Annotated in this window: 13 protein-coding genes; 9 read left to right on the top strand and 4 right to left on the bottom strand. The window is 64.7% G+C overall.

What is annotated here, in order from left to right:
• Positions 1–16: 16 nt before the first annotated feature.
• The 4 genes from EN845_RS15295 (at position 17) to EN845_RS15280 (ending at position 1,839) form a co-directional block, all read left to right on the top strand.
• Positions 17–706, top strand: coding sequence for a TetR/AcrR family transcriptional regulator (locus EN845_RS15295; RefSeq protein ID WP_127871651.1), 690 nt, complete (start codon positions 17–19; stop codon positions 704–706).
• A gap of 146 nt (positions 707–852) precedes the next feature.
• On the top strand, positions 853–1,389 hold the full coding sequence (locus tag EN845_RS15290) for an SspB family protein (protein WP_127279263.1): 537 nt from the start codon (positions 853–855) through the stop codon (positions 1,387–1,389).
• 16 nt (positions 1,390–1,405) lie between these two features.
• Complete coding sequence (locus tag EN845_RS15285) at positions 1,406–1,615, top strand: DUF4169 family protein (protein ID WP_127871652.1); 210 nt, start codon at positions 1,406–1,408, stop codon at positions 1,613–1,615.
• Complete coding sequence (locus tag EN845_RS15280) at positions 1,612–1,839, top strand: ribbon-helix-helix domain-containing protein (protein WP_127871653.1); 228 nt, start codon at positions 1,612–1,614, stop codon at positions 1,837–1,839. Before EN845_RS15285 ends, EN845_RS15280 begins: the two co-directional genes overlap by 4 nt.
• Here EN845_RS15280 and EN845_RS15275 read toward each other — a convergent pair.
• Positions 1,836–3,635, bottom strand: a complete 1,800-nt coding sequence (locus tag EN845_RS15275; protein WP_127871654.1) for a chloride channel protein — start codon at positions 3,633–3,635, stop codon at positions 1,836–1,838. The two genes, EN845_RS15280 and EN845_RS15275, sit on opposite strands and share 4 nt — an antisense overlap.
• 164 nt (positions 3,636–3,799) lie before the next feature.
• Between EN845_RS15275 and EN845_RS15270 the strand changes: the two genes are divergently transcribed.
• The 3 genes from EN845_RS15270 (at position 3,800) to EN845_RS15260 (ending at position 5,557) form a co-directional block, all read left to right on the top strand.
• Positions 3,800–4,231: a MarR family winged helix-turn-helix transcriptional regulator gene (locus EN845_RS15270; protein ID WP_167531383.1), complete on the top strand. Its 432-nt coding sequence runs from the start codon at positions 3,800–3,802 to the stop codon at positions 4,229–4,231.
• A gap of 105 nt (positions 4,232–4,336) precedes the next feature.
• Positions 4,337–4,642, top strand: a complete 306-nt coding sequence (locus tag EN845_RS15265; RefSeq protein WP_127871655.1) for a hypothetical protein — start codon at positions 4,337–4,339, stop codon at positions 4,640–4,642.
• Positions 4,643–4,675: 33 nt separating this feature from the next.
• Positions 4,676–5,557, top strand: coding sequence for a sigma-70 family RNA polymerase sigma factor (locus EN845_RS15260; protein ID WP_127871656.1), 882 nt, complete (start codon positions 4,676–4,678; stop codon positions 5,555–5,557).
• Between the two features lie 39 nt (positions 5,558–5,596).
• Here EN845_RS15260 and EN845_RS15255 read toward each other — a convergent pair whose 3' ends face one another.
• Positions 5,597–9,598, bottom strand: a complete 4,002-nt coding sequence (locus EN845_RS15255) for an AsmA-like C-terminal region-containing protein (protein ID WP_127871657.1) — start codon at positions 9,596–9,598, stop codon at positions 5,597–5,599.
• A gap of 133 nt (positions 9,599–9,731) precedes the next feature.
• On the opposite strand from EN845_RS15255, the gene EN845_RS15250 reads away from it, so the two are divergent.
• Entirely contained in the window at positions 9,732–10,694 is a 963-nt protein-coding gene (locus EN845_RS15250; protein WP_127871658.1) for a Dyp-type peroxidase, read from the top strand.
• Between the two features lie 57 nt (positions 10,695–10,751).
• Here the strand turns inward: EN845_RS15250 and EN845_RS15245 are convergent, their stop codons facing one another.
• Positions 10,752–11,270 (bottom strand): hypothetical protein, encoded by a 519-nt coding sequence (locus EN845_RS15245; protein WP_127871659.1) that lies wholly within the window; start codon positions 11,268–11,270, stop codon positions 10,752–10,754.
• A gap of 101 nt (positions 11,271–11,371) precedes the next feature.
• Positions 11,372–12,787 carry an FAD-linked oxidase C-terminal domain-containing protein gene (locus EN845_RS15240; RefSeq protein WP_127277568.1) on the bottom strand — a complete coding sequence of 472 codons (1,416 nt, stop codon included), beginning with the start codon at positions 12,785–12,787 and terminating at the stop codon, positions 11,372–11,374.
• A gap of 102 nt (positions 12,788–12,889) precedes the next feature.
• Here EN845_RS15240 and EN845_RS15235 point away from each other — a divergent pair, with 102 nt between their 5' ends.
• Positions 12,890–13,375 (top strand): thioesterase family protein, encoded by a 486-nt coding sequence (locus EN845_RS15235; RefSeq protein ID WP_127871660.1) that lies wholly within the window; start codon positions 12,890–12,892, stop codon positions 13,373–13,375.
• Positions 13,376–13,498 lie beyond the last annotated feature (123 nt).

Here is a 13,498-nt window from a genome sequence, read left to right as displayed (position 1 = left end):
CTCTATATAGATTTTCATGAGACCGGGCGTTTCTCCTGACACTTTCCCGCCACGTGGCCATGAGGCCAAGCGCATGTCGATCGTCGACGCCGCTGCCGGCGTGTTTTGCCGCGAGGGTTTCGCCGGCGCCAACATCGACCTGATCGCGGCAGAGGCCGGCGTCTCACGCCAGACCGTCTACAATCACCATCGCGACAAGGAAAAGCTGTTCATCGCCGTGGTACGCGACCTGACCGAGCGCTGCAACGCCGGCATTTTCGCCACCATCGCCACCTTCCCCGATCAGCCCGGGGACCTCGAAGCCGACCTGATCGGTTTTGCCGTGCGCCTGAACCAGAACTGCATCTGCAACCGCGACGGAAAGTTCCTGCGCAAGCTGATCCAGACCGAGGGCGAGCGCTATCCCGAGCTCTTTGCCGAATGGCGCGAACAGGGCCCGGGCCGGACATGGCCGGCAATCGCCGCCCGCTTCGCCCGCCTCGCTTACGGCGGCCATCTCACGATCGACGATCCCGACGTGGCGGCACGCCAGTTCCTCGGCCTGGTCAATGCCGAATTGCAGACCACCTTCATGCTTGGCGGCACGCCGCGCGAGGACGAAGTGGTGCAATCGGCGACAAACGGCGTGCGCACGTTCCTGCGCGCTTTCGGCAAGCGCCCTTCCCCGACCGGCGTGAAAAAACACACTGCGCTGGCTAACGCATAACATTTGCGGTTGCGGCGAAGCCGCCTTGCCGATCAAATCGTTGGCAATAGTCCTCGCTTCGGCGCGGCGGCGGTCTATATCAGGTTTACGCCGCCCTCAAGCTTGATTACAGCTATGCGGACGATTCAACGGAACCCGACCAACTCATGGCCGACGACCACATCCGCTACGACATTCTGGCCCAGGAGGCGTTGCGCGGCGTCATGCGCAAGGTCCTGGCCGAGGTCGCGCGCACCGGCCTTCCCGGCAACCATCATTTCTTCATCACCTTCCTGACCGGTGCGCCGGGCGTGCGCGTCTCGTCGCGCCTGCGCGAGCGCTATCCCGAGCAGATGACCATCGTCATTCAGTTCCAGTATTGGGACCTGAAGGTCACCGACACCGGATTCGAGGTTGGGCTCTCCTTCTCCGACGTGCCGGAGAAACTCGAGATCCCGTTCTCGGCCGTGCGTGGCTTCTACGATCCCTCGGTCAATTTCGAACTCGAGTTCGACGTCAAGACCGATGCGCAGCCCGACGAGGAACCGGCCGCACCAGCGCCCGAACCGCTGGCCATCGTCTCCGAGAAGAAGCCGAAGGCCGAGAAGAAGGCCGCCGCCGAAGCGGAGAAAAAGCCCGCCGCCGCCGATGCCGGTACCAAGGGCGCCGAAGTGGTCTCGCTCGACGCCTTTCGCAAGAAATAGGCTCGCGGCTCCCGCCATGGCCGAAATCGTCAACCTTCGTCAGTTCCGCAAACAGAAGGCGCGGGCCGATAGAGAACAGGCGGCCGGCCAGAATCGCGCCTTGCACGGCCGCACCAAGGCCGAAAGGCAACGCGACCGCATGGTCGCCGACAAGAGCGAAAGGTTCGTCGCGGGCCATCACCGCGAAAAGCCCGGCGAACCGGGCGATCCCAGTGACGGTCAATGAGCGCCGTCGAAAAACGCTCGGTGACCATACGCGGCCATCGCACCAGCTATTCCCTCGAAAAGCCTTTCCATGACGATCTCGTCGCGATGGCGGCGGCAAGGAAGCTGACGCTCGCCGCCCTTGTCGCCGAAGTCGACGAAACGCGGCCCCGCGACACCAACCTATCCTCCGCGCTCAGGCTGCATGTCCTGGAGTGGGCGAAGCGCGGCGGCGGCGAGATTTAAGAAGAAGCCGTGCGCTGCTCTTTCTTGCCTCTGGTGCCGAAGCCAAGCAAGGTCGAGCGCTCGCGTTCCTCGGCCTGCTTGCGTGAGCGCACCCGCATCAGATCCTTCCAGCCGACATAGCCGACCAGCCTTCCATCCTCGCGCGCCACGACCGGCAGATGCGATACATTGGCCGTCAACAATTTGTCCGACAGGCCTTCCAGATATTCGTCGGGATAGGCCAGCGTCACCTTGCTTCCGGCCAGCAGCTCGCCGAGCGTCGTCGTCCGGTGCTTGCCTGCACGGCGCCAGCGCAGGATCGCCGGCGGATCGATGAGGCCGAGCACCTGCCTGTTTTCATCGACCACGGGAAAACTCGGATGCCGGGTTTCTGGCGCCGTCATGAAGGCGGCCGCGCTATGCAGCGTCATCGTCGCCGGCACGCTCTCGACCTCTGACGTCATCACCTCACGCACCCTGGTAAGCGCGAAGGGATCGACCCGATATTCGCGCACCAGATGGTGCCCTCGCCTGGCGATCTTCTCGGTCAGGATCGAACGCTTCATCAACAGCACGGTGACCGCATGCGCCGCCGCACAGGCCGCGATCAGCGGCACCAGCACATGCGTGTTGCCGGTCAGCTCGACGGCGAAGAAAGTGGCTGTCAGCGGCGCGCGCATCGTGCCGCCCATGGTGGCGGCCATGGCCAGCAGCGCCCAGAAGCCCGTATCCGCCGCCGGCAGGATCCCGGCAAGCACCGCGCCCATCGCGCCACCCATGATCAACAGCGGCGCCAGCACGCCGCCCGAGGTTCCCGAGCCGAGCGCCACCGACCAGATGACGGCCTTGACCACCAGCAGCAGCAGCGCAGCGGTGGCGATGGTGCGGCCGTCCAGCATGTCGGCGATGTTGTCATAGCCGACGCCGAGCGCCCGTGGGTCGATCAGGCCGCCCATGCCGACCACCAGGCCGCCGAGCATCGGCCACCACATCCAGTGGATCGGCAGCTTCTGGAAGCCGTCCTCGCAGGCATAGACCATCTGCGTCAGCAGCCCGGACAACAGACCCGCGCAGATGCCGATCAGCACCCAGCCGCCAAGGCCGAGGAAGGAAACCGCCATGCTGCCCTGGAACGGAAAGATCGGCCCCGGCATGTGCAGCATCGTGCGCTCCACCTCCGCCACGATGGCCGCCACCGCCACGGGAATGAAGCTGCGCGGCGTCCATTCGAACAAAAGCAGTTCCACCGCCAGCATGATGGCCGCGATCGGCGTGCCGAACACGGTGGTCATGCCGGCGGCCGCACCCGCCACCAGCAGCGTCTTGCGCTCGGTATCGCTGACCGGCAGGATCTGCGCGATCAGCGAGCCAATGGCGCCGCCGGTCATGATGATCGGACCCTCGGCGCCGAACGGCCCGCCGGAGCCGATCGAGATCGCCGACGACAAGGGCTTCAGGATCGCCACCTTGGCATCGAGCCTGGAGCGCCCGAGCAGGATCGCCTCGATGGCCTCGGGAATGCCGTGGCCGCGGATCTTCTCGCTGCCATAGCGCGCCATCAGGCCGATGATCAGCGCGCCGATGACGGGAACGAAGACGGCGGCAAGTCCGAGCGGCGTATCCTGCAGCTTCAGCTCGGCAAGCGAGAACTGGCCGAAATAGGCGATGTTGGTGGCCAGGCGGATCAGCTTCAGCAGCACGATGCCGGCAAACAGCCCGGCGGTCGCCACCACCACCGCTATCGCGGCGACGAGCAGCACCCTGGCGTCGGTGGTGAAATCCCTGAGATGACCGGGATTGGAATTGTGGGTCTTCATGGTGGCTTTGCTTCCTGGCGGCGGCCGTGTCTGGTTTTGCGGCACGGTCGAAGTGGCCAGCCGGTTGTCGGTCGGCTATGTATCGTAACACGATATATATGTTCAAGCTGGTTTCGTTCGAAATTTCGTTTGAGCTTTCACCGGAAAACGAAGACATCTGCGATATGACGCAGCCGCCCAAGACCCCACGCCCCGCCATCAGGCAATCCGACTACCAGCGGCTCTCCGAGTTCCGCTACCTGATCCGCCGCTTCCTCGAATTCAGCCAGGTGCAGGCCGAGGACGCCGGCCTGACCCCGCGCCAGCATCAGGCGCTGCTGGCGATCAAGGGATATCCGGGCGGCGGGCCGGTGACGGTCGGCGACCTTGCGGAACGCCTGCGCATCCGCCACCACAGCGCCGTCGAACTGGTCAACCGCCTCGGTGAGGCAGGACTGGTCGCACGCGATCAGGACAAGGACGACCACCGCCGCGTGCTGCTGCGGCTGACCGAACGCGCCGACGATTGCCTGGCCGAACTCTCTGCCGCGCATCTCGACGAGCTGTCGCGCATCGAACCCGTGCTGCGGCGCCTGCTCGACCGCGGCCAGGACTGACATCCGGCGTCTGCGCGGGCCGGTACCGAACTATTTTTTTGAAATCCGAATCCTTCGGCCTGGCTGAGGCGTCTTGGACAGACGACAGCCAAGGGAGCCGATGCGATGAAACATCATTTGATACGCTACAAAACGAAGCCGGACCGGGCGAACGAGAACGAGCGCCTGGTCAAGGCTGTGTTCGAGGAACTGCGCGGCAAATCGCCGGAAGGCGTTCGCTACATGACCTGGCGCTCCGGCGACGGCACTTTCGTCCATCTCGTCGAGATCGAAACCGACGAGCATGCTGACATCATCCCCGGGCTTGCCGCTTTCGAGGCCTTCCAAAACGGCATCAGGGATCGCTGCATCGACCCTCCGCATCGTGACGTGATGACAGTGGTGGGCCATTATCGGATGCTGGACGAGTAGCCTGAATAGAACCATGGCAAGAACGGCCGGTGCATGAACAGTCCAGGCGAGATCCCAAGGCCTTTCGACCGCTTGTTCGGCGAATTGCGTCCCAAACTGCATCGCTATTGCGCCCGCATGACAGGCTCGGTCGTCGATGGCGAGGATGTCTTGCAGGAGGCGCTGGCCAAGGCATTCGAGGCCTTGCCCAACGCCGGCCTGATCGCCAATCCCGAAGGCTGGCTGTTTCGCATCGCGCACAATACCGCGCTCGACTTTTTGCGCCGCCGCGCCCGTGAGAAGACGTTCTACGAGGAGGAGCCGGACATGATCGCCGACCCGGCAAATTCGATCGCCGAACGGCAGGCCGCGGCAGCCGGATTGCACAGTTTCATGCGCCTTCCCGTCGCGCAACGAAGCAGCGTCATCATGATGGATGTCCTGGGCTATTCGCTGCGGGAGATCAGCACCATGCTCGACACCAGCGTCCCCGCGGTCAAGGCCGCGCTGCATCGTGGCCGCGGCCGGCTGCGTGAGATCGCAGACGAACAGGACGATCGTCCTGTTCCCAGGCTGAGTGCATCGGAGCGCCTGTTGCTCGACGCCTATGTCGATCGCTTCAACGCCCGCGATTTCGACGCCGTGCGGGACATGCTGGCCGATGAGGTACGCTTGGAACTGGTGGCCAGGGCAAGGCTCAGCGGCCGCAAGGAGGTGGCAACCTATTTCGGCAATTATTCCCGGGTGCGGGACTGGCATTTCCAGCCTGGTTTCGTCGAAGATCGTCCGGCAATCCTCGTGCGCGATCCCAACGATCCCACGGCAGCGCCGGCATACTTCATCCTGCTGGGTTGGCAGGGCGGCAAGCTCGCCGCCATCCGCGATTTCCGCCACGCCAGATACGTCGCTGACGGCGCTGAAACATTCGTTCTTTGAGGCGATTGCCAGTCGGGCGGGCAGCCGGAATGCCTAGTCCTACTGCAGCGACTTCAACAGATTGTCGACCGTGAATGGGTTGGCTTTCGGCTTGGCCGGAGGCGGATTGTCGTTGGCGGGCGACTGCTCGGCCTTGGGCGCCTGTTGCGCCGCCTTGCGCTCCGCCTCGAGCCTGGCTTTTTCCTGGGAGGCAATGCGCATTGCCTCCTCCGCCTTCTGGCGTTCCTGTTCGGCCTGCGCCTTGGCCGCCTCGTCGGCTGCCTGCTGTTCCGCCGCCGCCTTGGCCTCGGCATCGGCCTTGGCTTTCGCGTCTGCGTCCGCCTTGGCTTTCGCTTCCGCGTCGGCCTTTGCCTTGGCATCCGCTTCAGCCTGGGCCTGAGCGTCGGCTTCCGCTTTCGCCTTGGCGTCGGCCTCCGCTTTCAGGCGCGCCGCTTCCTCTTGTTGGCGCAGTTCCTCGGCGGCCTTGTCGCGGGCATCCTGAAGTGCCGCGTAGTAGCGCACCTCGCGCCGCAGCCGCTGTTTCTCGAGCAGCGCGGCCTGCATCGCCTCGACGCGTTGCTGTTCTTTTTCCAGCGCGCGCTGGGTCAGGAACTGCGCCAGAGGCTCGCTGTCGAACTGCCGTTTCACGGCGCCGAACGGCCCCTCGGCGGTGAAATTCACGGCCGGCTCGGAGCCGACCAGCGCTTCGTCGCCGGGCCGATAGGTGACCGCGCCCTTGGCCGAAACCGTGCTGGCGTTGAGGTCGGCCGTGATGTCGGCCGACAAGGTCGCGGCCGGGTTTTCAAGGCTGATCGGCGGCGCCCTGAGCGTGCCGCCGGCAATCGTGAAGGCGACCTCGGCGTCCTTTGCGGCGAAGCTGCCGGCGGCGGCGATGTCAGGCGCGAAGCCGGCGGTCTTGGCCGCGTCGATATCGCGGCCGATCGCATCCGCCTTGGCGAGGAATGCGCTGAAGGCATCGGGATTGACGCCGGCGATTTGCAAATCCTTCAGCGCCGCCGTGCCGGAACCAGACAGGGCGGCGATCATTGCGTCGACCGACTTGCCGCTGGTCGACAGCGTCGTCGAGAAATCGCCGGTGCCGCCGATACCCGCGTCCGGCAAGACGCTTGCCAGATCGGAGCCCGCCAGTTTCATCTGTCCGGTGAAAAGCCCCGTGCCCTCATTGTTCTTCAACTCGAACAGGCCGGTCAGCGCCCCGTCGAGGAATTTGGCCTTGAGATCGGCCACGCGGATGCCGTCCGGGTCGAGCTTGAGCGAGAAGGCCGCGTCATAGGCGGTGGCGAGCGGGCCGGCGGCCAGCGAAGCCGTGGTCAGGTCGAGATCGGCCGTGAACGGCAAGCTGGACTTCTGGCTGAACGGCGCCGACGGCCACGCACTGGCCCTGTTACTCTTGCCGGCCTTGTCACTCTTGCCGGCATTGTCACTTTTGTCGGCCCCGTTCTTGTCCACGAGAAAAGCGGAATCGCCGAACAGCGCCACCGCCATCGGATCAAGGTCGAGTTCGTCGAGCGCCAGCGCGCCGGCCAGATGCGGCACGCCGTCCTTGCCGTCCACGCCCTGCTTGACATCGAGGTTGATGTCGCCGGACACGGCTGCCTCGTTGATGGCGCCGCTGAGCCCGGAGAGCACCAGCAGGCCGTTGCCATAATCGGCCTGCGCGGCCAGCGATGTCGACATGCCGGCGCCCATGCCGGGCAGGCCGATGCCCGTCGTCATCAGCCATGGCTCGATGTCGGAGGCGTCGAGGTTGACCTTGCCCTTCGCCGTCGGACCTTGCGGCGTGTCGGCGACCGTTCCCTCGAAGCCGGCCTTGAAGTCGTTGCCGGCAAGGCTGAAGCTCGTCGTCAGGCCGCCGCCGAACGTGCCCTTGGCCTGGATATCGGTGCTTGCCTCGCCCAGCATGCCGAGCGGTAGCGCCGGCAAGCCGTAGAGCGCCAGCAAGGCGGTTGCGTCCGGGTTCCTGGCATTGAACGTCAGTGTCACGGGGGCGTCAGAAAGCTTGCCCACCGCGCCCTTCCCCGACAGCGACGCCGAAAACGCCGAGCCGCCGGCCTTGCCTTGCCCGCTCATCGCCAGGCCCGTGGAGCCGTCGCCATTGTCGGCGGCACTGGCCACGAGGTCGATGCGCGCATCCTGGAACAGGTCGGGATAAGCGGCGGCGCGGCCCGCGAGCCCCTTCAGCACGGCATTATCAGGATAATGCTGCGCGGCGACATCGATCAGCGGTTTCAGGTCGACAGCGACCACCGAGGCGTCGAGCTTGCCGGTCGGGCTCGCCGGAAAATCCTTGATCCGGCCGGTGGCGCTGATCGAGGCGCCAGCCAGTCCGCCCACCGACAGCCGGTCGATTTCGAGCAGCCCGTCCCGCAGCCTTAGTGCGGTATCGACCGTGTCGGCGGTCAAGCCGCCGGCGCTGACCGGGCCGGCCTTGATCTGGAAATCGAGGTCGCTGCTGGCAAAGCGGTTGGCGCCCTTGTCGCTGACGAAGATCGAGGCGAAGGCCGCCAGCCCGTCCACATCGAGTTCGCCGCCCTCGAGCCGCATCAGCACCGAGGGCTTTGCGTCGTCGGGCTGGCTGGAATCGATGCGGCCGGAAAACTTCGCCTTGCCCAGGATCAATTCGAGATCGCTAAAGGATTGATGGTTTTGCGAGAGATCGACCTTGGCCTTGAAACCGGCGGCAGGCAGACGGCGGATCGCCTCGTCGACATCCTTCGACAGCCACGCCGCAAAACCTGAAGGTTGCGCCACCGCCAGCAGCAACGAGCCGGTGAAGCCGAAATGGCCCTGCACGTTGAGCATGACCTTGCCATCGGCTTCCAGCTTGGTGCGGCCCGGCAAGGTCGCGGCGAGCGATTTCACCGACCAACCGTCATCGACCGGCTCGGCGGAAAGATGAACATCGCGCACCGTCGTGTCGCCGGCCACCACCGCCGGCAGCTTGACCTCGACCGTGCCGGGAATTGTCGGCTTCGGCAGATCGAGCAGCGCCTGTTCCAGCCCCGCGATACGCTGGTCCAGCGTCAGGCCCGCGCCGGCCGGCGCACCCACCGCCTCGTCGAACTGCACCTGCGCGCCATTGGCCTCGATGGCGAAACTCGGTTTCTGGCCGAGATCGACCGAGGCTTTGCCGTCGGCGGTATAGGGATTGTCCAGCGGACCGGTCTCGAAACGGAATTCGTCGACGCCAAGCTTCTGGTGATCGAGCGAGAACTTGCCGTTCAGCCGAAAGCCCGGATCGGGCTTGCCGGCGCTGACCTTCACCGTTGCGCCATCCGTGCCGCGCAGCTCGGCTGAATTCTTGTCGGCGCCCGAAATCTTGAACTGGCCGGAATAGACGGCCGCACTGTTGACGATGCCCGCATTGCCGTCGGTCTCGATGACCAGCGGATAGGCATCGGGGTCCGCCTTCAGCCGAAGCCGCAGCTGCCCGGAAGGTTCGGCCTTGCCGGTCGAGGCCGCAACCGTGGCGCGCAAGCCGTCGAGACGCAACGTGCCGTCCATGCGCCACGGACCGGCCAGCGATTTGGCCGAAATGGTCGAGTTGATCTCGGAGAAGATGTGGCTGCGGCCGCCGGCAGCATGGCGCAGTTCGATCTGCCCTTCCGTCACCGTCAGTTTCTCGATCGAGACCTGTCCGGGGTCGAAGGGCGAAGACGGGCGCATCGCCCAGTCGACGGTACCATTGGCGGCGATGTCTATGATTGCCTTCGGCCGCACCAGCCGCATGTCGAAAATCAGCACCTCGCCGCGCAGGAAGGGCGCGAGTTCCGCATCCATCGAAAACGTCTCGACGGTCATGGCCGGCTGGCCGTTGGGGCCGCCGGCGACGGCGACGTTGGAAAAGGTCACCGAGGGAAACGGCAACAGCCTTGCCGTGGCGTCGCCCTGCACGGTCACCTTGCGGCCCAGGATGGCGCTTGCCTCGCGCTCGAACTCGGCGCGGTAGCCGGTCCAGTCGACAAAATACGGCACCACCAGCGCCGCGCACAGCACCAGCACGAACAAGCCACCGAAGATCACGAACAGGCGTGCGAGCATCAGCTCCGAACAGGTTGATTGAAATTCTGCCGCACTCTACCCGCATCCGCGTGTCGATAAAGAGGCAAATCATCCCGTGTTGCGTCCTGCCGGACGATCTGAAACAAATCCTGGAAAAAGCGGAGATTCTCGGATGTCGGGCAAGAACTGGGACCGTGTGCCGATCGATGCGCAGAGCGTCGATGCCCCGCTTTCGCAATCGGCGATTTTTCTTGTCGTCACCGTCGCCGGCGAACAGCCGGCCCTGGCCAGGGTGTGCTCCGTGCTTGGCGAACTCGACGATCTGGTCAAGACTGTCGGATTCCGCGACCTTGGTGGCCGCCTGTCCTGCATCGCCGGCATCGGCAGCGATCTCTGGAACCGGCTCAGCCCCGGCCGGCGGCCGCTGGAGCTGAAGCCGTTCGCTCCGATCAAGGGCGCGGTCCATTCGGCGCCAACGACGCCGGGCGACCTGCTCTTCCACATTCGCGCCGAGCGGCCCGACATGTGCTTCGAATTCGAACGTATCCTGCTCGACAGGCTTGGTCCCGGTGTGACCGTCGTCGACGAAGTGACGGGCTTTCGCTATTTCGATGCCCGCGACCTGCTCGGCTTCGTCGACGGCACCGCCAACCCTGCCGGCCTCGACTTGCCCGCCTCGGCGCTGGTCGGTGAAGAGGACCCCGATTTTGCCGGCGGCAGCTATGTCGTGGTCCAGAAATATTTGCACGACATGCAGGCCTGGGCGCGCATTCCGACGCCCGAGCAGGAGGCGATCATCGGCCGCACCAAGATCGACAACATCGAAATCGATGACGACGAGGCGCCGCGCAAGTCGCACAAGTCGCTGGCCACTATCGAGGATGCCGACGGCAATGAATACGATATATTGCGCGACAACATGCCGTTCGGCAGGCCCGGGCAGAACGAATTCGGAACCTACTTCATCGGCTACAGCAGATATCTCTGGGTCACCGAGAAAATGCTGCAGCGCATGTATGTCGGCGATCCGCCCGGCGCCTATGACCGGCTGCTCGACGTCTCGACGCCGCACACCGGGACGACCTTCTTCGCCCCGACCCGTCCCATGCTGCAGACGCTTGTGCAGGGAAAGTAAGAGAAGCTTTGTCGCTGCGCAGTAGAGCGTCGGCTGGCGGCCTCTATCCGCGGCCCCTCAACGTGCGTCGCGTTTCGCCTGCGCCACCTTGGCCGCCTTGCGCTGCCGGCCGAGTTCAGCCGGTCGGACCAGGCTTGCAACCTTCTGGTTGGCCACGGCCCGCATACCCTTGTGCGCCGTGCGCGAATTGTGCGTCGGACCGTTCGGGGCTTTCTGCTTCAAGGTCAGCGCCTTGCGCGCGTTGCCGACCAGCGAAATGCGGGCCGCCAGTTGGCGGCGCAGTTCGGCCTCGCCGTTCAGCCGCCGCATCGCCGTCGCCAGCACCGCAAGCTTCACTTGTGAACCGCCATCAGCCTTCGAGGCGGTCGCGCCCTTTGCCGCGCCCTTGCCGCGGATTTCACGACGGCGGCGATGCGCTTCGGTCTGCGCCTTGTCGCGCCGTTCCCGCAAATGCTTGACCAGGCCGGAAAGGTCAGCGTCGGAAAGATCCTGCACCGCCGGATGGTGCGACTTCTCCACCAATTCCTTTTCGTCGGCGCTCAGCGCGCGCGCTTCTTCCTTGCGTGAAATGGCCATGACAGTCCTCCTCTGCCGGCACGCCTGTCTTTCCAGGCTTGCCACGGGAGGAGCCTCGACCTGAATGGCGGCGCGGTCAAGACCGGCGCCTCACGACGTCCTTAGCCCATGTCAGGCAGGATCTTGCCCGGGTTCATGATGTTTTGCGGATCGAGCGCCTGTTTGATGGTGCGCATGATGTCGACGCCATGGCCAAGTTCGTGGCGCAGGAAGCCGATCTTGCCCTGGCCGATGCCGTGCTCGCCGGTGCAGGTGCCCTCCATGGCGATCGCCCGCATGTTGAGCCGTGCGACGAACTTTTCCGACAGCGCGATTTCCTCGGGATCGTTGACATCCATCAGCACCAGCACATGGAAATTGCCGTCGCCCGCATGGCCGACGATCGGCGCGATCAGGCCCATCTCGGCAATATCGGCTTCGGTTTCGGTGACGCATTCGGCAAAGCGCGAGATCGGCACGCAGACATCGGTCGACAGGCCCTTGGCGCCCGGCCGCAAGGTCAGCGAGGCCCAGTAGGCGTCGTGCCTCGCCTTCCACAGTTTGGTCCGCTCCTCGGCGACGCTGGTCCACAGGAACGGCCCGCCGCCATTTTCTTCGGCGATCATGCCGAAAGTCTCGGCCTGCTCGGCAACGCCGGCATCGCTGCCGTGGAATTCGACGAACAGGCAAGGGCTCTCCGGATAGTCGAGCTTGGAATAAGTCTTCATCGCTCGCATCTGCAGCGCGTTGACCAGTTCGATGCGCGCCACCGGAATGCCCATCTGGATCGTCGCGATCACTGCGTTGCAGGCCGCCTCGACACTCGGGAACGGGCAGACGCCGCCCGAGATCGCCTGCGGAATGCCTTGCAGCTTCAAGGTCAGCGCGGTGATGATGCCGAGCGTGCCTTCGGATCCGACCAGCAGCCTGGTCAAATCATAGCCCGCCGAGCTCTTTTTCGCCCGCTTGCCGGTCGTCACCGTCTCGCCGTCGGCCATCACGGCGGTCAGCGACAGTACGTTCTCGCGCATCGTGCCGTAGCGGACGGCATTGGTGCCGGAGGCCCGCGTCGCCGCCATGCCGCCGAGCGAGGCATTGGCGCCCGGATCGATCGGGAAGAACAGGCCGGTGTCGCGCAGATGCCGGTTCAGGTCCTCGCGCGTCACGCCGGGTTCGACGGTGCAGTCGAGATCCTGCGGATTGACCGCGAGAATGCGGTTCATCCGCGACGTATCGACCGAGATGCCGCCACCCGGCGCGTTGGTGTGGCCTTCGAGCGACGAGCCGACGCCAAACGCGATCACCGGCACGCGGTGTGCCGCGCAGGCGCGCACGATTTCCTGTACCTCGGCCGTCGTCTCCGGGAAAGCGACGCCGTCGGGCGCCTGCGTCGGAATATAGGTGGTCGTATGCGCGTGCTGCGAACGGATCGCCTGGCCGGTCTGGAAGCGCTCGCCCAGCCGCTGCTTGAGGATGCCGAGTACGGCCGCGATGCCTTCCTCGTTGCGTTCGACCGGATTGAGGTCGCTCAGAGCCATGGAATCCTCCGCGAATGGACCAGCATGCATGCTTGTCATGCGATTATGGATGCGTAGTCTCCACGACCACGCTCTGTCCAGCACCAGAACAAGGAAGTTTCGATGTCCATCCTCGCCCCCTTCGTTTCCAAGCCCATGGACATCGAGAAGGACTGGATCGACTATAACGGCCATCTCAACATGGCCTATTACAACGTGCTGTTCGACCGCTGCTCGGACGAGGCCTTCGAGGCGATGGGCATGGGCCTGGACTATGTGAAAGAGCGGCGGCTCACCATCTACACCGCCGAAGTCCATGTTTGCTACGTGCAGGAGTTGCACCTGGACCACAAGGTCATAGTCTCCTTTCAACTCATCGACCATGACGAGAAGCGGCTCAGGGCCTACCAGGAAATCCGCCATGTCGACGGCTGGCTCGCCGCCACGTCCGAGACCCTGTCGCTGCATGTCGACATGTCGGGGCCGAAGGTGGCGCCCTTCCCGGCCGATGTGCTGGCCAGGATCGAAGCCATGCGCGCCGCCCATTCGGTGCTGCCAATGCCCGAACGCGCCGGGCGCTCGATCGGAATCAGGCGCAAGCAGGGCTAGGGCAAATTCGAGGACGGAACGACTTCAAAGCCACACCCGCGAACCAAAATCGCCGGCCCCCTCAAATCGACTGGCGCCAGCGCTTGAAGCGGTCCTGGACCCACATTAACCTTACCGAGGTTT

The organism is Mesorhizobium sp. M8A.F.Ca.ET.202.01.1.1 (assembly GCF_004791595.1).
Lineage (GTDB): Bacteria > Pseudomonadota > Alphaproteobacteria > Rhizobiales > Rhizobiaceae > Mesorhizobium.
This window is presented reverse-complemented; position numbering and strand designations above follow the sequence as displayed.

What these genes read in the sequence shown, in the direction of transcription:
- EN845_RS15295 (WP_127871651.1), top strand. Translation starts at nt 17, where the DNA reads ATGAGACCGGGCGTTTCTCCTGACACTTTCCCGCCACGTGGCCATGAG.
- EN845_RS15275 (WP_127871654.1), bottom strand. Translation starts at nt 3,635, where the DNA reads ATGAAGACCCACAATTCCAATCCCGGTCATCTCAGGGATTTCACCACC.
- EN845_RS15265 (WP_127871655.1), top strand. Translation starts at nt 4,337, where the DNA reads ATGAAACATCATTTGATACGCTACAAAACGAAGCCGGACCGGGCGAAC.
- EN845_RS15285 (WP_127871652.1), top strand. Translation starts at nt 1,406, where the DNA reads ATGGCCGAAATCGTCAACCTTCGTCAGTTCCGCAAACAGAAGGCGCGG.
- EN845_RS15245 (WP_127871659.1), bottom strand. Translation starts at nt 11,270, where the DNA reads ATGGCCATTTCACGCAAGGAAGAAGCGCGCGCGCTGAGCGCCGACGAA.
- EN845_RS15260 (WP_127871656.1), top strand. Translation starts at nt 4,676, where the DNA reads ATGAACAGTCCAGGCGAGATCCCAAGGCCTTTCGACCGCTTGTTCGGC.
- EN845_RS15280 (WP_127871653.1), top strand. Translation starts at nt 1,612, where the DNA reads ATGAGCGCCGTCGAAAAACGCTCGGTGACCATACGCGGCCATCGCACC.
- EN845_RS15255 (WP_127871657.1), bottom strand. Translation starts at nt 9,598, where the DNA reads ATGCTCGCACGCCTGTTCGTGATCTTCGGTGGCTTGTTCGTGCTGGTG.
- EN845_RS15290 (WP_127279263.1), top strand. Translation starts at nt 853, where the DNA reads ATGGCCGACGACCACATCCGCTACGACATTCTGGCCCAGGAGGCGTTG.
- EN845_RS15240 (WP_127277568.1), bottom strand. Translation starts at nt 12,787, where the DNA reads ATGGCTCTGAGCGACCTCAATCCGGTCGAACGCAACGAGGAAGGCATC.
- EN845_RS15250 (WP_127871658.1), top strand. Translation starts at nt 9,732, where the DNA reads ATGTCGGGCAAGAACTGGGACCGTGTGCCGATCGATGCGCAGAGCGTC.
- EN845_RS15270 (WP_167531383.1), top strand. Translation starts at nt 3,800, where the DNA reads ATGACGCAGCCGCCCAAGACCCCACGCCCCGCCATCAGGCAATCCGAC.
- EN845_RS15235 (WP_127871660.1), top strand. Translation starts at nt 12,890, where the DNA reads ATGTCCATCCTCGCCCCCTTCGTTTCCAAGCCCATGGACATCGAGAAG.